Origin of the sequence: Pseudomonas sp. Nvir (assembly GCF_963778085.1) — a bacterium.
GTDB lineage: Bacteria > Pseudomonadota > Gammaproteobacteria > Pseudomonadales > Pseudomonadaceae > Aquipseudomonas > Aquipseudomonas juntendi.
In genome coordinates this window covers 3,575,257-3,598,444 of the sequence record NZ_OY970405.1, presented here as the reverse complement: position 1 = coordinate 3,598,444, position 23,188 = coordinate 3,575,257, and the positions used below count along the sequence as shown (strand labels likewise).

24 protein-coding genes, 1 tRNA gene and 1 pseudogene are annotated in these 23,188 nt (G+C 61.8%); 18 read left to right on the top strand and 8 right to left on the bottom strand.

The features are described from left to right. Nucleotides 1-71: 71 nt before the first annotated feature. The 5 genes from pheS to AACG97_RS17315 all read left to right on the top strand — a co-directional run bounded on the left by pheS (nt 72) and on the right by AACG97_RS17315 (nt 4,338). Complete coding sequence (pheS, locus tag AACG97_RS17335) at nt 72-1,088, top strand: phenylalanine--tRNA ligase subunit alpha (protein WP_009685880.1); 1,017 nt, start codon at nt 72-74, stop codon at nt 1,086-1,088. Nucleotides 1,089-1,119: 31 nt separating this feature from the next. Further along, nucleotides 1,120-3,501 carry a phenylalanine--tRNA ligase subunit beta gene (gene pheT / locus AACG97_RS17330; protein ID WP_029884927.1) on the top strand — a complete coding sequence of 794 codons (2,382 nt, stop codon included), beginning with the start codon at nt 1,120-1,122 and terminating at the stop codon, nt 3,499-3,501. Between the two features lie 4 nt (nt 3,502-3,505). Then, the gene (gene ihfA, locus AACG97_RS17325; RefSeq protein WP_003250679.1) at nt 3,506-3,808 is read left to right on the top strand and encodes an integration host factor subunit alpha; all 303 of its coding nucleotides are present in this window, start codon (nt 3,506-3,508) and stop codon (nt 3,806-3,808) included. Beyond that, nucleotides 3,789-4,145: a MerR family transcriptional regulator gene (locus AACG97_RS17320; protein ID WP_009685877.1), complete on the top strand. Its 357-nt coding sequence runs from the start codon at nt 3,789-3,791 to the stop codon at nt 4,143-4,145. Before ihfA ends, AACG97_RS17320 begins: the two co-directional genes overlap by 20 nt. Before the next feature lie 116 nt (nt 4,146-4,261). Next, nucleotides 4,262-4,338: transfer RNA gene (locus AACG97_RS17315), tRNA-Pro, on the top strand. 79 nt (nt 4,339-4,417) lie between these two features. Here the strand turns inward: AACG97_RS17315 and AACG97_RS17310 are convergent. After that, a pseudogene (locus AACG97_RS17310) lies at nt 4,418-4,666 on the bottom strand (tyrosine-type recombinase/integrase); the annotation flags it as partial. 327 nt (nt 4,667-4,993) lie between these two features. Here AACG97_RS17310 and AACG97_RS17305 point away from each other — a divergent pair. Beyond that, nucleotides 4,994-5,482 carry a glycoside hydrolase family 24 protein gene (locus AACG97_RS17305; protein WP_125854534.1) on the top strand — a complete coding sequence of 163 codons (489 nt, stop codon included), beginning with the start codon at nt 4,994-4,996 and terminating at the stop codon, nt 5,480-5,482. Then, complete coding sequence (locus tag AACG97_RS17300; protein ID WP_225786098.1) at nt 5,479-6,195, top strand: hypothetical protein; 717 nt, start codon at nt 5,479-5,481, stop codon at nt 6,193-6,195. Before AACG97_RS17305 ends, AACG97_RS17300 begins: the two co-directional genes overlap by 4 nt. Before the next feature lie 278 nt (nt 6,196-6,473). On the opposite strand, the gene AACG97_RS17295 is transcribed toward AACG97_RS17300, so the two are convergent. From AACG97_RS17295 to AACG97_RS17285, 3 genes are read right to left on the bottom strand one after another with little or no spacing between them, the layout of a single operon-like run. Beyond that, entirely contained in the window at nt 6,474-6,992 is a 519-nt protein-coding gene (locus AACG97_RS17295) for a carboxymuconolactone decarboxylase family protein (protein WP_029884929.1), read from the bottom strand. A gap of 38 nt (nt 6,993-7,030) precedes the next feature. Beyond that, complete coding sequence (locus AACG97_RS17290; RefSeq protein WP_197885137.1) at nt 7,031-7,795, bottom strand: SDR family oxidoreductase; 765 nt, start codon at nt 7,793-7,795, stop codon at nt 7,031-7,033. A gap of 25 nt (nt 7,796-7,820) precedes the next feature. Continuing rightward, nucleotides 7,821-8,615 carry an SDR family NAD(P)-dependent oxidoreductase gene (locus AACG97_RS17285; protein ID WP_182366152.1) on the bottom strand — a complete coding sequence of 265 codons (795 nt, stop codon included), beginning with the start codon at nt 8,613-8,615 and terminating at the stop codon, nt 7,821-7,823. 105 nt (nt 8,616-8,720) lie between these two features. On the opposite strand from AACG97_RS17285, the gene AACG97_RS17280 reads away from it, so the two are divergent. From AACG97_RS17280 to AACG97_RS17270, 3 genes are all read left to right on the top strand, one after another. Further along, on the top strand, nt 8,721-9,665 hold the full coding sequence (locus AACG97_RS17280; protein ID WP_197885138.1) for a GlxA family transcriptional regulator: 945 nt from the start codon (nt 8,721-8,723) through the stop codon (nt 9,663-9,665). Nucleotides 9,666-9,910: 245 nt separating this feature from the next. Beyond that, on the top strand, nt 9,911-10,603 hold the full coding sequence (locus AACG97_RS17275; protein ID WP_223809599.1) for a lipopolysaccharide kinase InaA family protein: 693 nt from the start codon (nt 9,911-9,913) through the stop codon (nt 10,601-10,603). A 156-nt stretch (nt 10,604-10,759) separates the two neighbouring features. Continuing rightward, nucleotides 10,760-11,023 (top strand): hypothetical protein, encoded by a 264-nt coding sequence (locus tag AACG97_RS17270; RefSeq protein WP_009685869.1) that lies wholly within the window; start codon nt 10,760-10,762, stop codon nt 11,021-11,023. Between the two features lie 59 nt (nt 11,024-11,082). On the opposite strand, the gene AACG97_RS17265 is transcribed toward AACG97_RS17270, so the two are convergent. Next, on the bottom strand, nt 11,083-11,445 hold the full coding sequence (locus AACG97_RS17265; protein WP_197885139.1) for a YceK/YidQ family lipoprotein: 363 nt from the start codon (nt 11,443-11,445) through the stop codon (nt 11,083-11,085). Nucleotides 11,446-11,822: 377 nt separating this feature from the next. Here AACG97_RS17265 and AACG97_RS17260 point away from each other — a divergent pair, with 377 nt between their 5' ends. Together AACG97_RS17260 and AACG97_RS17255 are read left to right on the top strand one after the other, a co-directional pair. Beyond that, nucleotides 11,823-12,221 carry an NUDIX domain-containing protein gene (locus AACG97_RS17260; RefSeq protein WP_009685866.1) on the top strand — a complete coding sequence of 133 codons (399 nt, stop codon included), beginning with the start codon at nt 11,823-11,825 and terminating at the stop codon, nt 12,219-12,221. A gap of 258 nt (nt 12,222-12,479) precedes the next feature. Beyond that, nucleotides 12,480-12,779, top strand: a complete 300-nt coding sequence (locus AACG97_RS17255) for a hypothetical protein (protein WP_029884935.1) — start codon at nt 12,480-12,482, stop codon at nt 12,777-12,779. Between the two features lie 20 nt (nt 12,780-12,799). Here the strand turns inward: AACG97_RS17255 and AACG97_RS17250 are convergent, their stop codons facing one another. Then, entirely contained in the window at nt 12,800-13,522 is a 723-nt protein-coding gene (locus tag AACG97_RS17250; RefSeq protein ID WP_009685864.1) for a FadR/GntR family transcriptional regulator, read from the bottom strand. Between the two features lie 173 nt (nt 13,523-13,695). Continuing rightward, complete coding sequence (locus AACG97_RS17245; protein ID WP_197885140.1) at nt 13,696-15,429, bottom strand: IlvD/Edd family dehydratase; 1,734 nt, start codon at nt 15,427-15,429, stop codon at nt 13,696-13,698. Nucleotides 15,430-15,614: 185 nt separating this feature from the next. Here AACG97_RS17245 and AACG97_RS17240 point away from each other — a divergent pair, with 185 nt between their 5' ends. The 6 genes from AACG97_RS17240 to AACG97_RS17215 all read left to right on the top strand — a co-directional run bounded on the left by AACG97_RS17240 (nt 15,615) and on the right by AACG97_RS17215 (nt 22,306). After that, nucleotides 15,615-16,922, top strand: a complete 1,308-nt coding sequence (locus tag AACG97_RS17240) for an MFS transporter (RefSeq protein WP_029884937.1) — start codon at nt 15,615-15,617, stop codon at nt 16,920-16,922. Between the two features lie 31 nt (nt 16,923-16,953). Then, nucleotides 16,954-17,943, top strand: a complete 990-nt coding sequence (gene araD1, locus AACG97_RS17235) for an AraD1 family protein (protein ID WP_115294180.1) — start codon at nt 16,954-16,956, stop codon at nt 17,941-17,943. A 35-nt stretch (nt 17,944-17,978) separates the two neighbouring features. Then, nucleotides 17,979-19,553 (top strand): aldehyde dehydrogenase (NADP(+)), encoded by a 1,575-nt coding sequence (locus tag AACG97_RS17230; protein WP_197885142.1) that lies wholly within the window; start codon nt 17,979-17,981, stop codon nt 19,551-19,553. 150 nt (nt 19,554-19,703) lie between these two features. After that, entirely contained in the window at nt 19,704-20,612 is a 909-nt protein-coding gene (gene glsB, locus AACG97_RS17225) for a glutaminase B (RefSeq protein WP_009685859.1), read from the top strand. A gap of 116 nt (nt 20,613-20,728) precedes the next feature. Continuing rightward, nucleotides 20,729-21,802 (top strand): aldo/keto reductase, encoded by a 1,074-nt coding sequence (locus AACG97_RS17220; protein WP_197885143.1) that lies wholly within the window; start codon nt 20,729-20,731, stop codon nt 21,800-21,802. A 279-nt stretch (nt 21,803-22,081) separates the two neighbouring features. Beyond that, nucleotides 22,082-22,306: a hypothetical protein gene (locus tag AACG97_RS17215; protein ID WP_029886988.1), complete on the top strand. Its 225-nt coding sequence runs from the start codon at nt 22,082-22,084 to the stop codon at nt 22,304-22,306. A 49-nt stretch (nt 22,307-22,355) separates the two neighbouring features. Here AACG97_RS17215 and AACG97_RS17210 read toward each other — a convergent pair whose 3' ends face one another. Then, nucleotides 22,356-23,120, bottom strand: coding sequence for a hypothetical protein (locus AACG97_RS17210; RefSeq protein ID WP_029886989.1), 765 nt, complete (start codon nt 23,118-23,120; stop codon nt 22,356-22,358). Between the last annotated feature and the right edge of the window lie 68 nt (nt 23,121-23,188).

Here is a 23,188-nt window from a genome sequence, read left to right as displayed (position 1 = left end):
GGCATTGAACGTCATCGATAGGGGAAGAGCCTTCAAAGCTCTTCCCCTATTTTCGTATCTGGAGTCTGTACATGGAAAACCTGGATGCGCTGGTCTCCCAAGCCCTAGAGGCCGTGGAGCGCGCTGAAGACATCACTACCCTGGAACAGATCCGGGTTAACTATCTCGGCAAGAAAGGCGAGCTGACCCAGGTGATGAAGACCCTGGGCAACCTGCCAGCCGAAGAGCGGCCGAAAGTCGGCGCGCTGATCAACGACGCCAAAGAGCGCGTTACCGTTGTGCTCAATGCCCGCAAGGCTGCCTTTGAAGAAGCCGAGCTCAGCGCTCGCCTGGCTGCCGAATGCATTGACGTCACCCTGCCAGGCCGTGGCCAGGCCACCGGTGGCCTGCACCCGATCACCCGTACCCTCGAGCGCATCGAGCAGTTCTTCACCCACATTGGCTACGGCATTGCCGAAGGCCCTGAGGTGGAAGACGACTACCACAACTTCGAAGCGCTCAACATCCCCGGCCACCACCCGGCGCGGGCGATGCACGACACCTTCTACTTCAATGCCAACATGCTGCTGCGTACCCACACCTCGCCGGTGCAGGTGCGGACCATGGAGTCCACCCAGCCGCCCATCCGCATTGTCTGCCCGGGCCGCGTTTACCGCTGCGACTCGGATATCACCCACTCGCCGATGTTCCACCAGGTCGAAGGCCTGCTGATCGACCGCGATATCAACTTCGCCGACCTCAAGGGCACCATCGAAGAGTTCCTGCGCGTGTTCTTCGAGAAAGAACTGGCGGTGCGTTTCCGCCCATCGTTCTTCCCCTTCACCGAGCCGTCCGCCGAAGTCGATATCCAGTGCGTGATGTGCTCCGGCAACGGCTGCCGGGTGTGCAAGCAAACCGGCTGGCTGGAAGTGATGGGTTGCGGCATGGTGCACCCGAACGTGCTGCGCATGTCTGGCATCGACCCGGAAGAGTTCCAGGGCTTCGCCTTTGGCATGGGGGCCGAGCGCCTGGCCATGCTGCGCTATGGCGTCAACGATTTGCGTCTGTTCTTCGACAACGACCTGCGGTTCCTGGCGCAATTCCGCTAGGCCCAATCGACGCAACTTTCAGGAGAACAGCATGAAATTCAGTGAACAGTGGCTGCGCGGTTGGGTAAACCCGCAAGTCTCTCGTGACGAACTGGTTGCCCGCCTGTCCATGGCCGGCCTTGAAGTCGACAGCGTTACCCCCGCTGCCGGCCAGTTCAGCGGCATCGTGGTAGGCGAGATCCTGGCCACCGAACAACACCCGGACGCCGACAAGCTGCGCGTGTGCCAGGTAACCAACGGCCAGGAAACCTTCCAGGTCGTGTGCGGCGCCCCTAACGCCCGCCCAGGCATCAAGGTGCCATTCGCCATGATCGGCGCCGAGCTGTCTGGCGACTTCAAGATCAAGAAGGCCAAGCTGCGTGGCGTCGAGTCCTTCGGCATGCTGTGCTCGGCTGCCGAGCTGGAAATCAGCGAAGAAAACGACGGCCTGCTGGAACTGGCAGCCGATGCCCCGGTAGGCGAGAACATTCGTACCTACCTGAGCCTGGACGACGCCAGCATCGAAATCGGCCTTACGCCGAACCGCGGTGACTGCCTGTCCATCGCCGGCCTGGCGCGTGACGTCAGCGCCCTGTACGACACCCCGGTGACCCGCCCGGTAGTGCCGGCCGTACCACCGGCCCACGACGAAGTGCGCCCGGTTGAAGTCAGCGCCCCGGCTGCATGCCCGCGCTACCTGGGCCGCGTTATCCGTAACGTCGACCTGAGCAAGCCAACCCCGTTGTGGATGGTCGAGCGCCTGCGCCGCAGCGACGTGCGCAGCATCGACGCCGCCGTAGACGTCACCAACTACGTGATGCTCGAACTCGGCCAGCCGATGCACGCCTTCGACCTGGCAGAAATCAACGGCGGTATTCGCGTACGCATGGCCGAAGAGGGCGAAAAGCTCGTTCTGCTCGACGGCCAGGAAGTGGCCCTGCGCGCCGACACCCTGGTGATCGCCGACCACACCCGTGCCTTGGCCATCGCCGGCGTCATGGGGGGGGAGCACAGCGGTGTAAACACCGAAAAAACCCGCGACCTGTTCCTGGAAAGTGCCTTCTTCGAGCCGATTTCCGTTGCCGGTAAAGCCCGTTCCTACGGCCTGCACACCGATGCCTCGCACCGCTACGAGCGCGGCGTCGACTCGCACCTGGCCCGCGAAGCCATGGAACGCGCCACCCAGCTGCTGCTGGACATTGTCGGCGGCGAAGCCGGCCCGGTCGTCGAAGCCGTCAGCGAGCAGCACCTGCCGCAGGTGGCCCCGGTTACCCTGCGCGCCGAACGCATCACCCAGATGCTTGGCATGGAAATGGACCCAGCCCAGGTCGAGCAACTGCTCAACGCCCTGGAACTGACCACCAGCAAGGCAGCCGAAGGGGAGTGGACCGTCACCGTGCCAAGCCACCGCTTCGACATCAGCCTGGAAGTGGACCTGATCGAAGAACTGGCCCGCCTGTACGGCTACAACAACCTGCCGGTCCGCTACCCGCAAGCGCGCCTGGCGCCACAGGGCAAGCCGGAAACCCGCGGTGACCTACCGACCCTGCGCCGCCTGCTGGTTGCCCGCGGTTACCAGGAAGCCATCACCTACAGCTTCATCGACCCGAAACTGTTCGAACTGTTCAGCCCGGGCGTAGAGCCGCTGCTGCTGGCCAACCCCATTTCCAGCGACATGGCCGCCATGCGTGCTTCGCTGTGGCCGGGCCTGGTCAAAGCCCTGCAGCACAACCTGAACCGCCAGCAAGACCGCGTGCGCCTGTTCGAAAGCGGCCTGCGTTTCGTCGGCCAGCTGGGTGACCTGCAACAGCAGCCCATGATCGCTGGCGTGGTCACCGGCAGCCGCCTGCCAGAAGGCTGGGCCAACGGCCGCGACGGCGTCGATTTCTTCGACGTTAAAGCCGACGTGGAAGCCTTGCTGGGTTATTCCGGTGCCCTGAGCGACTTCACCTTCAGCGCCGGCAAGCACCCAGCCCTGCACCCAGGCCAGACCGCCGCCATCGAGCGCGACGGCAAACTGGTCGGTTACCTCGGCGCCATCCACCCAGAGCTGGCCAAAGCCCTGGACCTGGACCGCCCGGTGTTCCTGTTCGAGCTGGTGCTGGGCGACGTGGTCGAAGGCCGCCTGCCGAAATTCAGCGAACTGTCCAAGTTCCCGGAAACCCGTCGTGACCTGGCCTTGATCGCCGGCCGTGACGTAGCAGCCAGCGCGGTGCTTGAATTAATTCGTGACAATGCAGGCGAATGGCTCACAGACCTCAGGCTGTTTGATGTCTACCAGGGTAAAGGTATTGATCCTGATAGAAAAAGCCTGGCCGTCGGCTTGACCTGGCAGCATCCATCGCGCACTCTTAACGACGATGAGGTGAACACTACCCTGCAAAACATCCTCACCTCGCTCGAACAAAGGTTGAACACCACGTTAAGGAAATAACGGCATGGGTGCTCTGACGAAAGCTGAGATGGCCGAAAGGCTGTACGAGGAGCTGGGGCTTAACAAGCGTGAGGCCAAGGAGCTGGTCGAGCTGTTTTTCGAAGAAATTCGGCACGCACTTGAAGAGAACGAGCAGGTCAAGCTGTCTGGTTTCGGCAACTTCGACCTTCGCGACAAACGCCAGCGGCCGGGCCGCAACCCCAAGACAGGGGAAGAAATTCCGATCACCGCACGGCGCGTCGTCACCTTTCGTCCAGGGCAGAAGTTGAAGGCCCGGGTTGAGGCCTATGCTGGAACCAAGCCATAACGACGAACTGCCCCCCATACCGGGCAAACGCTACTTCACCATTGGCGAAGTGAGCGAGTTGTGTGCCGTAAAGCCACACGTGCTGCGGTATTGGGAGCAGGAGTTTGACCAGCTCAACCCTGTGAAGCGGCGGGGGAACCGGCGGTATTATCAGCGGCAAGACGTGCTGATGATCCGGCAGATTCGCGCGCTGCTGTATGAGCAGGGGTTCACCATTGGCGGGGCGCGGTTGCGGCTCTCCAGTGATGAGGCTAAAGATGATTCGAGCCAGTACAAGCAGCTGATCCGGCAGATGATTGTCGAATTGGAGGATGTGCTGGTGGTGTTGAAGAAGTGAGCTGTGGCTTTTCGGGTGAGTGAAAAATTTTTTGAGAAAAAGCTTTCATTTATCAGAGGGTTAGGGTACATTCTTCAACGTTCTCGGCAGTATTGAGAACATGCTTCAAGCCCAGTCGGGGCGTAGCGCAGCCCGGTAGCGCACTTGCATGGGGTGCAAGGGGTCGAGTGTTCGAATCACTCCGTCCCGACCATATATTTCAATGACTTAGGCCATTTCCGAAAGGAGTGGCCTTTTTCATGTGCGTGACTTTTGCGTGACTTCTCAGGTTTTTACGCCTGCCTCCTCTTCAAAATGGTCAGTACCGGCCCACGCGAGTCCGTCGCTGAAACTTTGTTTGCCGCCTCTATCAACTGCCCCAGCTCCGCGCCAGAATAGTGACTGGTCACGCTTCCGTTCTTGTGACCAGGTAGCGACTTCCGATCTTCCTCTGTTACACCAGCTGCTTTCAGGCGTCTGCCGAAAGGGTGCTTCAAGTCGTGGACCCTGATCGAAGCGAACCCAGGGTGTGCCGGCCGCAAGATCAACTATAGAGCAGGCATCAACGTCCTTCGCTAAAGGAATCAACCAGCTTGTTGAGAATGCCTTCTTGGTACTGGCGGTTGTAACAACCAGGTTGATTCGGCGGGGTGTCATCGCACGCGATATTGTGTGCGCGGGTAGGGCTCCCATAAGTGCTATTGGAGAAATGAGAGCAACCGCCTAGCAAACAGATCCCAAACCCGAGTACCAACAATCCTTTTTTCATATCCTGCCTCGCACATAAGTCAATGCAGATTTGACGATTTAGCAGCCTAAAAGACACATTCATGCCCGCCAAGTGCGGGTTTCTTTTTGCTTGGAGAACCATGGCCAGACTCACCGAATCCCAGGCCGGAGGCGCGAATGTGCTCCGGTTTCTGGATCTGATCGCCTTTTCAGAAAGCACCTCTACCGTCAAAGGCAGTGATGATGGCTACAACGTGGTGTACGGCGGTGGGCTGTTTCAAGGCTATGCCGATCACCCGCGCCGCAAGCTGACTTTTCCCATAAACGGCAAGCCGGTCACCAGCACGGCCGCCGGACGGTATCAGTTGCTCGAGCGCTACTGGGACGCTTACCGCGTGAGCCTGAGGCTGTCCGGCGGATTCGCTCCGGAAAACCAGGACCGGGTAGCGCTGCAGCAGATCAGGGAGCGCCGCGCCCTCGACGATGTTAAAGCCGACCGCATCCAGGAGGCGATCGCCAAGTGCTCGAACATTTGGGCCAGCTTTCCGGGCAACAGCTATGGGCAAAACCCGCACCGCCTGGACAAGTTGCTCGAGCGCTGGGTAGAGCTCGGCGGAGCGCTGGCATGAACTGGCTGGCCGCTGTGCCTGCCTGGTGCTGGTGGTTGATCGCGCTGGTGCTGGTCGCTGGCGGACAGCAGTACCGCGTGGTGGTCGCCCAGGGCGAGACGGCCGAGGCCCGAACCGAACTGTCAGATTACCGCCTGCAGGTAGCTGAGCGCGACCGGCGCGCCGCGGCCCAGGCCAGAACCGAAGAACAATGGGGTGAAAAGCGTTACGAGCAAGGCCTGCACGTGCAGTACCCAGGCGAGGAATACCCGCGCCCAGAATTCTTCGTGCAGATGATCGCCTACAACAAGGACCGCCAGCGCCCGTCCACCGACTCAAAACGTGGTGAATCGCCGATTCCGGTGCTGTACGACAGCCGCCAGGCCTACATCATTTTCGAAGACGGCTCGCGTCTGAATGCGCGGCCCGAGGTGTACGTGGGCCTCAACGATATCCACGACTATCCCTCAGTGAATGAGCGGGCTGCCAGGCCGTCCCCGTACGACATCAACAGCGATGAAGTGCACCGGATGATTCCCAAGCTCACCAACAACAACCGCTACGGCTCGGCGTATGTGATCTTCCAGACGGACAAGCTGAAGGCTGATTCCAAGTGGACCATTCACCTGGGCAGTTTGCAGGTGCAGGGGCGCACAGTGGCGATTCCGCCACTGCAGTTGTGTTATCACCCGGTGAAGAAATGGATCGGCATTGAGCCGCTGATAAAGCCGTGAACCTTCGGCAAGATTGGCTTGGTGAAGTATTGCTGGCAGGCGAACGGGGAAATTTTGTCAGGAGTGCTTATTTTTTTCTTGAGTTTGGCATTGCTGAACGGGGCTGGTGAGCCGGGGACCGCTTTGCGGTCCGGTCGCGACGCAAGGCCGCTCCTACAGTAGAGCGTGCGTGCTTCATGGCGGTGTCTGAGGGGGAGGGCGCGTAAGGCAACCAGCCTTGGTGCAGTGGCTGATCGCCTCAGGCGGGGGCGCAGAGGTCGCTTGAGTAAGGGGGCAGATCAGGTCGCTTTCGGTGGAAAGTCGATGTCTGTTTGCGCCACGTTGTTCAGGTAGTTCGTCAACGTCAGCAGCGAGACCTGCGCGATCACGTCGACGATTTTTGCATCGTCCAACCCTGCTTCCCGTGCGTTCGAGAGCTGCTCGTCACTCACTTGGCCGCGGCTGAGCGTTGTAGCCCGAGCCAGTGCAGCGACTGCATTCAGCGTGCCGGCCCGCGCTGCCAGCAGGTCATCAGCGCTCAGTCCGGTCTTCCCACCGAAGAAGCTGTGAGCCGCGACGCAATAGTCGCATCCATTAACTTCAGAAGCCGCCAGTGCCGCCACTTCACGTTCGGCCGGTGTGAGGCTGTTCCTGCTCAGCGCTTGTGACAGCGCGAGATAGCCTGCCAAGGCTGCTGGTGAGTGAGCCAGGGTAGCGAAAGCGTTGGGGAGGAAACCCAAGCCTTTTTCAATGCCCTGAAGGGCAGTGCGCGCAGCGGCTGGCGTTTGGTCAAGGGGCAAAGCAGCAATTCGGGTCATGATTTTGCTTCCTTCCAGGTTGTCCAATGCGTGCCTGTTCAGGCCACAGGGATAGGGTTGTCGGCCAGCGCCTGGTTGAACTGGTTGATCAGTTCGTGCTCGTTTGGCCCTTGGTTGGCGCGCAGTGGCACGACGCGGTCAACCAGTACTTCGGTTGTTGCTGTCTCCAGTTTTTCCAGGGTTTCCTGGATAAAGTCGTCCAGCGGCATGGCGCGTTCATCACCACTTTTGTGGATCAGATCGGTGTCGACCCACGGCGGTGCTATTTCCAGCACCTTGACGCTGGTAGCGCGCAGGGCAAAACGTTGCGACAGCGAGTAGGAGTGAATCGCGGCTTTGGTTGCCGAGTAGAGGGCTGTCGCCGCCAGTGGCAGATAGGCCAGCACCGAGCTGTTGTTGATGATGAAGGCATCAGGCTGGCGCTTGAGGTGTTCGACAAACGCGGCGCTAACACGCACCGGGCCCAACAGGTTGGTCTGCAGCAGCCGTACAGCCTGCTCATCGTCAAGATCGCCGGAGCCTGGGTAGTCGAAAGGCATGATGCCGGCATTGTTGATGATGACGTTCAGCGAGGGATGGCGACGGATAACCTCCTGTGACACATCCTTGATTTGCTGGGGGTCATTGATATCCAGCTGAACGGTGTCGATGCCGGGATGGGAGCTGGCGATTTCATCCAGCAACGATTGGCGTCGGCCCGCGATGATGACCTTGTTTCCACGCTGGTGGAACGCTTCGGCCAGCGCGCGGCCGATGCCCGAGGTACCGCCAGTAATGAAGAGGGTGTTGGCGCTGGTTTTCATGATTTGTTTCCTTTCAATGGATTGATCAAACGCCGTAACGCGGGGCGAGTTTATTGCTGGAGAGGTGTCCGAACAGCGCCGTGCGGCTGCTTTCGTACCGCTCGAAATGCTGTATGTCCTGCATGGCCGGGATGGAGATCAGCACACCGTTGTCGAAGTCTTGAAGGGCGCCACTTACCAGGTCGCTTGCCGACATCACGATGTTGGGATCAAGGTTCTCGACGGGCAGCCCCCCGATCTCCCAGAAGTCGGTAGCCGTAGCGCCTGGCAACACCGCCTGAACCTTGATGCCCTGGTCTGCCAGCTCTTTGTGCAGTGACTGTGTGAAGGCCGTGACGTACGCTTTGCTTGCGCCGTACACGCCATTGAGCATTTCCGGTGCCAGGCTGACGATCGATGAAATATTGATGATCGCGCCCTGTTGGCGAGCGATGAAGCCTGGAACTGTGGCGTAAGTCAGCCGAGTGAGTGCAGTAACGTTGAGGCTGATCATCTCGGCCATGCGCTCGACGTCGCTGTCCAGCAAACGGGTGTGTGTGCCGATGCCGGCGTTGTTGACCAACAGGTTGATGCTGGCGTCTTCGCGCAATTTGCGTTCAACTCGCGTCAGGTCCGCTGGGTTGGCCAGGTCAGCGGGGAAGACTTCAACGCTCTGCTGAGTCTGGTTGGTGATGCGGCTGGCAAGCGCGTTCAGGCGGTCACGATTGCGGGCGACCAGTACCAGGTCATAGCCACGTTGGGCCAGGCGGTCTGCAAAAATGGCGCCGATGCCGGTGGATGCGCCTGTGATCAGGGCGGTGCCTTTGTATTCCTGGGTCATGGTCCAGCTCCGTGGGTTGGGTGTGGAGCCATGATGCAAAAAAACAGATTTGTCTTAAATGACGCTTATAGTCATGTTTTAGGACATTGCTAATGGAGCAGGGTCATGCATCGAATCGGCTACTTGGTCACAGACGGATTTCAGGTCATGTCACTGGCCACCCAGGCGGTTTTTGAGTTCGCGAACCTGGTCGCGGGCGAGCCTGTGTACCGGATCCAGAACTATTCGGTATCGGGCGGGATCATTCGGTCCTCCCTGGGCATGCACATCGACACGCTGGCATTGGATGCCCCAGGGCTTGCAGATAGCTGGATGATCACTGGGACACTCACGCCGCTTACGCCACCCTCTGCCCAGGTGCTGTCGAGCGTGCAGGGGTTTGCCCAGAGCGCCAGGCGCATCGCGGGCATCTGCACCGGCGCTTTCGTCCTGGCTCAAGCAGGTGTGCTCGATAACCGGCGCGCGACTACCCACTGGGCCTATGCCAAAGCGCTTCAAAGCATGCACCCGAGCATTGAGGTGGAAGAGGATCGGATCTTCATTGTGGACGGCCCTGTCTGGACCTCTGCGGGAATGACCGCAGGTCTGGACATGGCAATGGGGATGGTGGAGAAGGATTTGGGGGCGGAGGTTGCCAAGTCGGTAGCTCATAGGCTCGTCATGCACCAGCGCCGGTCGGGGGGGCAATCCCAGCACTCTGAGTTGCTTGCCCTGGCGCCCAAGTCTGATCGCATTCAAAGCGCTCTGGACTATGCAAGCAAGCATTTGAACAGGGCGTTGAGTGTTGAAGAGCTCGCAGAGGTTGCGCACCTGAGCCCAAGGCAATTCACCCGGGTGTTCACCGCCGAAACCGGGCAGTCCCCTGCAAAAGCGGTGGAAAGCCTACGGCTGGAGGCCGCTCGGCTAATGATCGAACAGAGTCGCCACAGCCTGGACACGGTCGCAAGGGAAACCGGGTTCAGGGATCGTCGACACATGCGTGAGGTATTTATCCGAGGTTTTGGTGTGCCCCCGCAAGCCGTGCGCCGCGATGCGAGGCGGATCGGATAGGCACGCCACCTGAACGATGTGATTTGGCCGCGATCGAACCTCCAGGGCCTGGTCTGGCTTCATCGCTCGCAAGCAAGCGCATGCTGCACAGGCCACGAGCTCTCCAGCCGCAGCTCGTAAGTGTTGGCCGAATGGATAGGTGTTGTGTCAGTTCTGCCACCCTGATTTCCCTTCGATTTCCATATACTTTCACTGTTGTTTTCAAGATATTTCAGCCAAATTGGCGCCAGGCGTTAAGGTGTTCCGTGACTGCAAATCCAACCGATGTGAAGCTTGGCGAGTTACTGCTGGCTGATGTTCTCAACGCTCCAGGCGTGTGGGTAGAGCCGCCTAATGTCCGCAGGGGAGGTGAGAGCGGTGTATTGCGGGTGGAGCTGGGTGGGCTGACCTTCTACAAAAAGCAGCAGGTCGGGCATGTCTATCGAAGCCTGCGCCACCCTTTCGGCCACCCAACCGTTGCACGCGAGGCAAAGGCTGTGCGTGCTGCCACAGCGCTGGGGGTTGGTACGCCCGAGCTTGTGTACAGCCATATTCATAAACACCAGGGAGAGTGGCAGGCCGTGATGGTCACGGCGGCGCTGGAGGGCTATGTGTCGCTCGAAGACTTCCGTGCCCGGCAGCTGGAAAAAACGCTAGGGCATCATCGCTATCTCGAAATTCTTGAAGCCTATGGCCGAGCACTTGGCAAGCTGAATCTTGGAAAGTGGCAGCACGGTTGCTTGTATCTGAAACATGTCTTCGTCGATTTCAGGGCGCCAGGCGTGGCTGTCGCCTTGCTAGACCTGGAAAAGGCCAGAAAGCGCTTCAGCGCCAAACAGGCCGCCCGCCATGACTTGCGGCAGGTCAAGCGTCGGTCAGGCTGGGATGGCGAAGAGTGGGGGGCGTTCTGCCGGGGCTACAGGCATTCGTTCGGCACAAAAGCCGATGTATTGCTTTGACAGCCCGTTGTGCTCCATGACCTGCCCACCCATCCAGCATGGATGGAAAGCCAGTAGCGACTTCCCTGGTTGCATAGTACGGTCCGCCTTCAACAACCCCCCCGGTGCGTTGTCGCCAATCCCACGGACCGGGACTCTCATGACCTGGGAGGTCGAATGGAAGTCGCTCGAAAGATCAGCCAACAAGCATTGGATAACGCTCTGGTAGCCTTCGCCCGCTACAAAATCGGAGAAATCAAAATCTTCGACCTGGAACAGGCGATGAGCTTCGAAGCGGGCGAAGCCCTATCCGAAAGCGGTCTGGTCCAGTTCACAATCGCCAAGATGGCGTCTGGCCGGTATCGCATCAGCGATGAAGGGGAGAACGCCATCACACAGGCTGGTCGGGATCGCCTCGAGGCCATCCGCGGCAGATCCTGATCTATCCAGCGTCGAGATGGCCGCAGTGTTGTACTACGGCCGTTCGCCTGGCGCACCGCTCACTCCTGCGCAAGGCTGGTTTGAGCCGGTGCCTGGGGCATTTGTGGGTTTATGCTAGGCACAACCATGTTGCCGAGTTTGTATTGCTGGTAACTGGTGTAGGGCAGCATAACGGTGTCCGCAATGCCCGACATCGCCATATCGACCAGAATCTGGTACGGATCTGAATGGGCTCCAGTTCTCTCAGGGCCAGTCAAATTGCAAAATTGGTAGGCTACACCGCTATACATCCGTGGAATGGCTGGGCAATAGGAGTTCCACTCAGCCAGATCGCCCACTGCCTTTGACTCATTCGATACCGTACGCACGGTTCCACATCCGCTTATCATCGCTGCGATGATGATCCCGATCCATGGCCTCATGATGCTGTCTCCTCTGCAATGGCCAGCCATTGTGCATCAGCTCTATTCGTCGCTTGCACGTACAAGGTTAGTGATCATACCTCGTTCGTTTCTGACGCTTCTGGATCACCTCAGGGCACGCCATGCCAGCAAGGCCCGCGACTTCTATTTCTTGGAGGCAAAAGAAAGCCCGCTGCTAGTCGGGCTAGAGGTGTTTCACATGGGGATGGCTTAATTGTCCCTCTGCAGGCGTGAAAATGAGGTGAAAATAACGTGCTCAGCCTGTGATTTGTGCCGTTCAGGGTGAACGAGTCGTCACCGAAGTGAGTCTTCAGGAAGCAAGTCTCTATTGGCTGCACCGATACGGACATGGACCTACTGACGAGCTGAGTGTGTGTATGCGGGACAAGAAGGCGCGCGGAGCCAAGATCAAAGACAGGGCAACGGTCCTCTGCCTGCGCAGTGGCAGGATCTTGCTGGTACGAAAAAAAAGCGGGAAGTGGAACTTCCCCGGCGGCGCTATCGAACCGGGCGAGTCGCCTGTTGCAGCGGCTGCGCGGGAGCTGCAAGAGGAAACGTCCATTGAAGGCCACGGTCTCTTTCACCTGTGCACCCTTCAGCTGGGGTCAACCATTCACCATGTGTTCACTACGCATGTCGATGATCAGGAAAAACCCGTGGCTCGCAATGAGATCGTGGCCTGCAAATGGGTGCTCAGAGACAAGCTGAGCCCAGCCATTCTCAATGCTAGGGCCGCTGAGCTGCTATCAAGCCAACTGCCTGCGTTGACCGCTTAGTTACTTCAGCGCAGCGGCATCGCGCCTGGTCTCATCTTTCTCACATCTTGCTCATCATTGGCATCCAGCAGGTTGCCAGGGCTGAGCGTGCACGCAGCGCACCCAGGCCGGTTGACGGTAGATCATGGCAAATGCGGCTGATAAATAATTGCAGCACATACGCACGCCCGGCGGTCGATCCAGTTATATCGGCTTAATCCCAAAGTAGGGTAAGCCGCACGGCTTGGGGTACAGCCAATTTCGATCGCTGGAGGCGCTATGCGGATGAGGGGTAACGTGTATTGGGCGTGGGTCGACCCTGCGCTGAACCATCGCAGCCATGAAGAAACCCTGGCAGACGGCAGCCGGATCGATGTACAGGTCAGGCTTTCGCGCAGCGGGACCACGCAGATGTTCCTGGGGGTGTATGCCCGTTCCGGGATGGCATTGCACGAAGAGGCCTACGACTGCTGGCCGAAGCGTTCATTGGTTCGTGCCTTGGCCTGGGGCAGCATGCGTGCGCGGCAGATAGCCGAAACAGGGGTGTCTGCCGTGCCCCCCAAGGCCGCCCTGCAATAAGCACCCGACGGCCTTCTGCCTTAGCTGGTCGGGTCCTGCCCCAATACTTTGCTCAGCGCCACGCGGGCATCCTCAAGCTGTACCAACGAGGCATGGCGTGCACCGAGTGCGTCGCCATTCTGGATGGCGGTCAAAATGGCCTTGTGCCGGGGCAGGGCGAGCTGGTCGAAGTTTGGCCGTTGGTTGGAATAGCGCACTGATTCGCGCAGGGCCATGGACAACATGTTGCACAGGTAGGCCAGCAGGTCATTGTGGGTGGCGTCGGCGATGCGTGCGTGGAAGTCCAGGTCCGGTTGCAGCCGCTCTTCATGGGTGCGCGCGGCTTCCATGCGTTGATACGCTTCGCTGATCGACTGCACATCTTCGGCCGTAGCGTTGGTGGCGGCCAGCGCGGCGGCAGCGGGCTCGATGACCCAGCGTACGCTGGACAAGGTATTGAAAAAGTCCTTCTGCGGCGTGGCCTGCATCAGCCAGTGCAGCACGTCTGGGTCAAGCATGTGCCAGTCATGGCGCGGCCGCACCAGGGTACCGACCCGGGGGCGGGCTTCGACCAGGCCTTTGGCAGTCAGCGCACGCATCGCTTCGCGGAACACGGGCCGGCTGATCGCGTAGCTTTCGCACAGGCTGGCCTCATTGGGCAGCTTCTGCCCAGGCGCGAGTTGGCCAGAGACGATCTGCAGGCCGAGGTCCTGTACCAGAGTGGTGTGCATGCTCTTGCGCGTGGAGGGCTGGCGGTAGTTCATGGGGGGCGCGGGTGGTCCTTCAAGCGGGGGAGCATCATAACATCAGTGAATGGGCGGCGGCCTTTTGGCGAGGTCGCAGCAGTTTGGCTTGGTTCGGCGGGAAACAGCGTGGTGGGTGGAACGGGCTTCGCCGGTGTTCGCGGGTGAGCCCGCTCCTTGCGGGGTGCGGCAGGTCAGTGGGAGTGCTTGGGCACCGCTGCCCCTCGGCAGCCCACCAGGAAGTCGAAATCGCAGCCTTCATCGGCCTGCATCACATGGTCCAGGTACAGCTTGGCATACCCGCCGGTGATCAATTGCGGCGGGGCTTGCAGGTCGGCCAGCCGGCCGGCCAGTTCCTCGGCGCTGATATCCAGGTGCAGCCGGCCCTCCTTGCAGTCCAGTTCGATCCAGTCACCTTCCCGCACTGCGGCCAATGGCCCGCCTGCTGCGGCCTCGGGCGCCACATGGAGTACCACGGTGCCGTAGGCAGTGCCGCTCATGCGTGCGTCCGAAATACGCACCATGTCGGTTACGCCCTGGGCCAGCAACTTCGCCGGCAGGCCCATGTTGCCGACTTCGGCCATGCCCGGGTAGCCCTTGGGCCCGCAGTACTTCATCACCAGTACCGAATTGGCGTCTACATCCAGTTCAGGGTCGTTGATGCGTGCCTTGTAGTCTTCGAAGTTTTCGAACACCACGGCGCGGCCCCGGTGCTGCATCAGCGCCGGGGTGGCGGCTGACGGTTTGAGCACCGCGCCCTTGGGCGCCAGGTTGCCACGCAAGATGCAGATACCGCCATCGGCCACCAGTGGGTTGGCCAGCGGGCGTATCACTGCTTCGTCATATAACGGCGCGGCCTGGCAGTTGGCCCACAGGCTGTTGCCGTTGGCCGTCAGCGCGCTGGGGTTGGGCAGCAGGCCATGTTCGCCCAGGCGGCGGATGACCGCGGGCAAGCCACCGGCGTAATAGAACTCTTCCATCAGGAAGCGGCCCGATGGCTGCAGGTCGACCAAGGTCGGTGTCCCGCGGCCAACGCGGGTCCAGTCTTCCAGTTGCAGGTCTACCCCAATGCGCCCGGCAATCGCCTTCAGGTGGATAACGGCGTTGGTCGAGCCGCCGATGGCGGCGTTGACGCGAATCGCGTTCTCGAAGGCTTCGCGGGTGAGGATTTTCGACAGGCGCAGGTCTTCGCGAACCATATCGACAATGCGCATGCCGGAAAGGTGGGCAAGGACATAGCGGCGGGCATCCACTGCCGGGATGGCGGCATTGTGGGGCAGGGAGGTGCCCAGCGCTTCGGCCATGCAGGCCATGGTCGAGGCGGTGCCCATGGTGTTGCAGGTGCCCGCCGAGCGCGACATGCCAGCTTCGGCGGAAAGGAACTCGTTGAGGTCGATCTGGCCGGCCTTGTAGGCCTCGTGCATCTGCCAGACGATGGTGCCGGCGCCAATGTCCTTGCCCTTGTGCTTGCCGTTGAGCATCGGCCCGCCGGTCACCACGATCGCCGGCACGTCGCAGCTGGCAGCGCCCATCAGCAGCGCCGGGGTGGTCTTGTCGCAGCCTGTCAGCAGCACCACGGCGTCCACCGGGTTGCCGCGGATCGCTTCCTCCACATCCATGCTCGCCAGGTTGCGGGTGAGCATGGCGGTGGGGCGCAGGTTGGACTCGCCGCTGGAAAACACCGGGAACTCCACCGGGAAGCCGCCAGCCTCCAGCACGCCTTTTTTCACATGCTCGGCAATTCTGCGGAAATGCGCGTTACACGGCGTCAACTCCGACCAGGTGTTGCAGATGCCGATGATCGGCTTGCCCTGGAATTCATGGTCCGGAATGCCCTGGTTCTTCATCCAGCTGCGGTACATGAAGCCGTTCTTGTCGGCGGTTCCGAACCATTGGGCAGAGCGCAGGGGGCGTTTGGCGTCAGACATATCGGGGGACCTTATTAGTATTACTATTTATCGTTTATTGCCTAACTGTACTGCGTGAAATCGCGCATGTGAAGGCTTGTCGCTCCAAATAGTATTACTATATGATCCTGTCGCCAGGTTAGCGGTCTGCCAAAAAGCCCCGGCCGGGTGCTGTGCTCATTACAAGAACAATTGGAGACATCGCCATGATTCAGGAGCAGCGGCTTGTCCGCCTGATCACACTGAAACTCATCCCTTTTCTGGTTCTGCTTTACCTGGTGGCCTACGTCGATCGTTCGGCGGTGGGCTTTGCCAAGCTGCACATGGGCGCCGACATCGGCCTGGGTGACGCGGCCTATGGCCTGGGTGCCGGGCTGTTCTTCATCGGCTATTTTCTGTTCGAAGTGCCGAGCAACCTGCTGCTCGACCGCTTTGGCGCGCGGCGCTGGTTCGCCCGCATCCTGGTGACGTGGGGTGCAATCACCATCGGCATGGCCTTCGTGACCGGGCCCAATGGCTTCTACGTGATGCGCTTCTTGCTCGGCGCCGCCGAGGCGGGCTTCTTTCCGGGGGTGCTGTACTACATAACCCAGTGGTACCCGGTGCGGCATCGCGGCAAGATCCTGGGCTTTTTCATCCTCTCGCAGCCCCTGGCCATGCTGATCACCGGGCCGCTTTCCGGCGCGCTGCTGGGGCTGGAGGGCATCTACGGCCTGCATGGCTGGCAGTGGCTGTTCATCTGCATCGGCACCCCGGCGGTGCTGCTCGCCTGGCCTACCTTGCGCCTGCTGCCGGACGGGCCTGCCCAGGTGCGCTGGCTCAGCGAGGCACAACGCAGTTGGCTGCAGGAGCAACTGGCCAACGACCTGCGTGATTTTGGCCAGACCCGCCATGGCAACCCGCTGCATGCGCTCAAGGACGGCCGCGTACTGTTGCTGGCGCTGTTCTACCTGCCGGTCACCTTGAGCATCTACGGCCTCGGCTTGTGGCTGCCAACGCTGATCCACCAGTTTGGCGGCAGCGATCTGGTCACGGGTTTCGTTTCGGCGGTGCCGTACCTGTTCGGCATCATCGGCCTGTTGATCATGCCCCGCAGCTCTGACCGCCTCAACGACCGCTACGGGCACCTGGGCCTGCTGTGTGCGCTGGGCGCCATAGGCCTGTTCCTCAGTGCCTGGCTGACGGTGCCGGTGCTGCAGTTGGCCGCGCTGTGCGTGGTGGCATTTGCCCTGTTTTCCTGCACGGCCATCTTCTGGACGCTGCCTGGGCGGTTCTTTTCAGGTGCCAGCGCAGCCGCAGGCATCGCCCTGATCAACTCGATCGGCAACCTTGGCGGCTACCTGGGGCCGTTCGGTATCGGCGCGCTCAAGGAACACACCGGGCAGTTGTCTTCGGGGCTGTATTTCCTTGCCCTGGTGATGCTGTTCGGCGTGCTGCTCACCGGCGTCGTCTACAACCGCCTGGAGCGTCGCCAACGCCTGGCTTCCACGCGGGCCGCCGAAGGCGCCCGCTGAACTTTGCAACCGACAAGCGAGCACATCAACCATGCGACTGATTCAATTCGAAAGCGCCGCCGGCGCGCGCCATGTGGGCGTGGTGGAAGGCGAGTACGCCCTTGAAGTGCGTGGCGCCAGCAGCACCCGTGAGCTGGCCTTGCAGGCCATTGCCGCCGGCCGCGATCTGGCCAGTGAAGTCCGGGCCGCTGGGCTGGGTGAGCGGCACGACTACCTGGCCTTGCTGGCCCAGGGCCGTGTGCTGCCACCTTTGGACCACCCGGACCCGGCGCACTGCCTGGTCACCGGCACCGGCCTGACCCACCTGGGCAGCGCCGCCACCCGCGACAAAATGCACCAGCAACAGGCCGAAGGTACCTTGACCGATAGCATGCGCATGTTCCAGTGGGGCCTGGCGGGCGGGCGGCCGCCAGCGGGTGAGGAGGGGGCGCAGCCGGAGTGGTTCTACAAGGGCGACGGCGCGATCGTGGTGCGCCCCGGCGCCGACCTGCCGCTGCCGGCCTTTGCCGAAGACGCCGGCGAGGAGCCTGAGCTGGTCGGGCTGTACCTGATCGGCCCGGGCAATACCCCGTACCGTCTTGGCTACGCCTTGGGCAACGAGTTTTCCGACCATGTGCTGGAGCGGCGCAACTACCTGTACCTGGCGCATTCCAAGCTGCGCGCCTGCAGTTTCGGCCCGGAGCTTCGCCTGGGGGCGTTGCCAGCGCACCTCGAAGGCACCAGCCGCATTCTGCGCGATGGCCAGGTGCTGTGGAGCAAGCCGTTCCTGTCCGGCGAGCAGAACATGTGCCACAGCTTCGAGAACCTGGAGTACCACCACTTCAAATACAGCCAGTTCCTGCGCCCTGGCGATATGCATGTGCACTATTTCGGCACCGCCACACTGTCGTTCGCTGACGGCGTGCAGGCCCGACCGGGCGATACCTTCGAAATCAGCCTCGACGCCTTTGGCCAGCCGCTGCGCAACGGCATTGCCGCAGCGCCCGGGCAGGTTCGCCCGGGGCTGGTGAAAAGCCTGTGAGGGCCAGGCCTTCTTTCTTGTTACAGGAGTCAACCATGTCTGCAAGCAATTTCATTGGCGGCCAGCGCAGCGCTGCTGGCAGCGTTCACCTGCAAAGCCTCGATGCGCGCACCGGCGAAGCCTTGCCGGGGGTCTTCACCCAGGCCACCCCTTGCGAGGTGGCCGCCGCTGCCGAGGCCGCCGAAGCGGCATTCGTCGAATACAACGGCATGGCGCCCGAGCGTCGCGCGCAGTTTCTCGATGCCATTGCCGACCAGCTGGACGCGTTGGGCGATAGCTTCATCGCCACGGTGTGCCGCGAAACGGCCTTGCCTGCTGCGCGCATCCAGGGCGAGCGCGGCCGAACCAGCAATCAGCTGCGCCTGTTCGCCAAAGTACTGCGCCGCGGCGATTACCTGGCGGCGCGCATCGACCGCGCTCAGCCACAGCGCCAGCCACTGCCACGCCCGGACTTGCGCCAGTACCGCACCGGCGTAGGGCCGGTAGCCGTGTTCGGTGCCAGCAACTTCCCCCTGGCGTTCTCCACTGCCGGCGGCGACACCGCAGCAGCGCTGGCCGCTGGCTGCCCGGTGGTGGTCAAGGCGCACAGCGGCCATATGGCCACGGCCGCGCAGGTGGGCGAGGCTATCGAGCGGGCGGCGCAGGCGACCGGCATGCCTGCCGGGGTGTTCAACATGATCTTCGGTAGCGGTGTGGGTGAAGCGTTGGTGCGCCACCCGGCCATCCAGGCGGTGGGGTTCACCGGTTCGCTCAAGGGCGGGCGCGCCCTGTGTGACCTGGCGGCAGCACGCCCGCAGCCGATTCCGGTGTTCGCCGAAATGAGCAGCATCAACCCCGTGCTGGTCTTGCCCAGCGCGTTGCGCGCGCGCGGCGGGCAGGTGGCCGAGGCGCTGGCGGCTTCGGTGGTGCTGGGCTGCGGGCAGTTCTGCACCAACCCCGGGCTGGTCATTGGCATTGCCGGTGAGGCATTCACCGCCTTCACTGCGGCGCTGGCTGCGCAATTGGCCGACCAGCCCGCGCAAACCATGCTCAATACCGGCACCTTGCGCAGCTATGCCAGTGGCGTGCAGCGCCTGCACCAGCACCCAGGCGTGCGCCACCTGGCCGGTGCCGAGCAGGTTGGCGACCAGGCTAGGGCGCAGTTGTTCCAGGCCGATGCGAGCCTGCTGTTGAACGGTGACGAACTGCTGCAGGAAGAAGTGTTCGGGCCTGCCACGGTGCTGGTCGAAGTCGCCGACGAAGCCGAGCTGCGCCGCGCCGTGCAAGCGTTGCACGGGCAGCTCACCGCCACCCTGATTGCCGAGCCGCAAGACCTCCAGCAGTTCGCCACGCTGGTGCCGCTGCTGCAGCGCAAGGCAGGGCGCCTGCTGCTCAACGGTTACCCCACCGGGGTCGAAGTGTGCGAAGCGATGGTGCATGGTGGGCCCTATCCGGCCACCTCCGATGCCCGTGGCACCTCGGTCGGTACCTTGGCCATCGACCGCTTCCTGCGCCCGGTGTGCTTCCAGGACTACCCCGATGCGCTGCTGCCCGATGCGCTGAAAAATGCCAACCCGCTGGGGCTGCAGCGCTTGGTCGACGGCCAGCACAGCCGTGAGGCATTGAGCTGATACAGGCTTGAGCATGGCGGCAGCCCAGGCCTTGAAGGCCGTACGGCGCCGACGGGGGAGTTTGTTGCCAAATGTGTGATTTCCTTCACGCACTCGGCGTCAAGAATGCGACCCCCGCCGTCGTCGAGGGGGACTGAACCAGGGCCCGCCATGCAAACGCTGTTGAACGAGATCCTTGAACAAGTACGCCCCTTGATCGGCACGGGCAAAGTTGCCGATTACATTCCTGCGCTGGCCGACGTGCCGGCCCAGCAACTGGGCATCGCCGTCTACAGCAACGATGGCAGTCACTACTGTGCAGGCGACGCCCTGGAACCGTTCTCGGTGCAGAGCATTTCCAAGGTGTTCAGCCTGGTTCAGGCGATAGGCCATTCGGGTGAAGCGATCTGGGAGCGGCTTGGCCATGAGCCGTCCGGCCAGCCATTCAACTCGCTGGTGCAGCTGGAGTTCGAGCGCGGGCGCCCGCGCAACCCGTTCATCAACGCAGGGGCCTTGGTCATCTGCGACATCAACCAGTCGCGCTTCGCTGCGCCAACCTTGTCGATGCGCGATTTCGTCCGGCGCCTGTCCGGTAACCCGCACATCCAGATCGACACCCGCGTCGCCGATTCGGAGTATCAGTTCCGCGCGCGCAATGCGGCCATGGCTTACCTGATGCAGTCGTTTGGCAACTTCCACAACGAGGTGGAAACGGTGCTGCGCAGTTACTTCAGCTACTGCGCACTGCGCATGAATTGCCTGGACCTGGCGCGGGCATTCTGCTTTCTGGCCAACGACGGCTTTTGCAAGCACAGCGGTCAGCAAATTCTCAGCCGTCGCCAGACCCAGCAGGTGAACTCGATCATGGCCACCAGTGGCCTGTATGACGAGGCAGGCAACTTCGCCTACCGGGTAGGGTTGCCGGGCAAGAGTGGCGTGGGCGGCGGCATCGTCGCCATCGTACCGGGGCAGTTCAGCGTATGCGTGTGGTCGCCGGAGCTGAACGCGGCGGGCAACTCGCTGGCCGGCATGGCCGCGCTGGAGTTGCTGAGCGCACGCATTGGCTGGTCGGTGTTCTGAATACCAGGCTGGCCTGGCGCGCGGTCGCTTGCCCCAGCCGGGTTCGGCCAACCTGATTGAACGTTTCAGCGCCATGGGCCGTCGGTATTGCATGTCTTATGCAATGGAGGTAGCCCATGAAATACCGCGCACTCGGCAACACTGGCCTGCTGGTTTCGGAGCTGGTGGTTGGCACGGTCCCGTTCGGCGGGCGTGGCGCATTCGAAAAAACCGGTAGCGTGGATGTCGACCAGGCACGGCGCATGTTCGACATGGCCTTCGATGCCGGCGTCAATCTGGTGGACACGGCCGACTTGTACTCGCACGGCCTTGCCGAAGAAATCGTTGGCCAGGCGCTGGCCCAGCGGCGCCAGTCGATCATCCTTGCGACCAAGGCGCGCAGCCCGATGGGCGACAACCCCAACGACAGCGGGGCGTCGCGTTACCACTTGATTCGCGCCTGCGAGGCCAGCCTCAAGCGCCTGGGTACCGACCATATCGACCTGTACCAGGTACACAACTGGGATGGCGTGACGCCGGTGGAGGAAACCCTGGCGGCCTTGGACCACCTGGTGCAGAGCGGGAAGATCCGCTACTTCGGCACGTCCAACTACACCGCCTGGCAAATGATGAAAACCCTCGGCAGCGCGCGCGTGAATGGCTGGCAGCAGCCGGTCTCGCAGCAAATCTACTACACCCCGGAGGCGCGCGAAGCCGAGTACGAATTGCTGCCCATGGCCATCGACCAAGGGGTTGCAACCTTGGTGTGGGGGCCCCTGGGCGAGGGGTTGCTGACCGGCAAGGTGCGGCGCGGCCAGCAGACCCCCAAGGGCACCCGCCAGGGCAATGACTGGCCAGAACCCTACGTGCATGATCGCGAGCGGGCCTATGACATCATCGAAGCCTTGATCACCATCGGCCAGCGCCATGGCTGCTCGCCGGCACGGGTATGCCTGGCCTGGCTCAAGGACCGCCCCGGCATCACCAGCGTGATCACGGCGGGGCGTAGCTTCGAGCAACTGCATGACAATTTGCAGGCGACCGAGCTGGTGCTCTTGCCAGAAGACCTGGAACAGATGGAACAGGCCACGCAGATCGCGCCCCAGTATCCCTACTGGCACCGGATCGCGGCCGAAATGGACCGTATCGACCCTGCCGAGGCGCCATTCATCGCCTTGCACCGCAAAACGATGCAGCGCCAGCAACCGTGACGAGTGCAGGTAATCGTTCAGCCACCATCGAAGAGGACACGCCCATGGCCGAGCAGCAGAAAGACCAGCAAACCCAAGTGCCAGCCCATTCCACGGAAGAAGAGAAGGCCCGGTTGAAAGACAAGAACAAGGACGGCATTCCGCCGGGCGCCGAGTAAGCGCAGGGCAGTGCCAACCTGGTGGTCGTTTGGCCCAATGGGCCAGGCGGCCGCTATTTACCTGAATTATTTTCTGCCCGACCGGTCAGGTATTGAGTCCTTGTTCAATCAAGAGGTTCTTATGCACGCCTACACGGTCCGCTATCAACTCAATGGCCAGCCTTGCACCCACACCTTCGAGCTTGAACAGCCCGAGCTTGCCCTGCACCAGGCAGCGCTGCACCTGATGGTGCTGCACTTTGGCGACGGCGAGAACAGTTTGCTGATGCCGCCCGCTGATGCCGGCCCGGACGAAATCCTGGCCCAGGCCAAGGTAATGGGGCTGACCCAAATCGACGTGGCGTGACGAAGCCCACCGGGTGAGCCCGCCACCCCTTGGCGTGGCAGGCTGAACTTCAGCGCCGCCGTAATGCGGCGGCCAGCCCTAGGGTCAGCACCACGGCACTGGCGATTGCCACGCCGATGGCAGCCGCGGCGCCCCAGGCTTGCAGCAGTGCTGCCAATACCAGGTAGAACGCGATCACCCCCACCGCGCCAATCGCATTGCCCCGCACCATCGCGGCCATCCCGGGCCGGCCATTCTGGACGTAGGCAAACACGACCAGCGGCCATGCGATTACCGGTATCGGTGCCAGCATGCCGCTGGTTGCCGGGCCCAGCCAGTCGGCCAGGCTTGTGGTCAGCATCAGCAGGCTGGTCGCCGCCACCATGCGCAGCGGTATTTCCCAGTATCGGTGCTTGGGGCGGGCCAGCATGTCCGGGCTGGGCTCGCGGCCACTGGCGCGTATCAGCACCCCGATCAGAACCAGCGCTACGGCCACCGACAGGTGCAGGTTGCCCCAGTGGGTAAATGCGTAAGCCACCAGGCCGTACGCCAGCAACGCCAGCAGCACGGCGGGTACCAGCGCTGCCCGGCGGGTGCTCCACATGAAGCAGCAGTACGTCGCCTGCACCGCCACCAGGCCGCCCAGTGCGCCAGGCACTGCAGCTACAGCAAAGGTGCTGCCCTGTTCCAGGCACAGGAAGGTCATGACCAGTGCCGAGGTAATGGGCATGCCGGACAACAGCCCGCCCAGCAGGCCGCCCCATCGGCGCGACGCCAGGGAAATGGCCCACATCAGCAAAGGGGTGACGATCAGCTTCAGGTACAACAGCGTCATTGCGCGAATGGGCCCAGGCCCAGCTCGGTGTGGGTGGCCAGGGGCTGCAGCATGCAATCGTTCCTTGT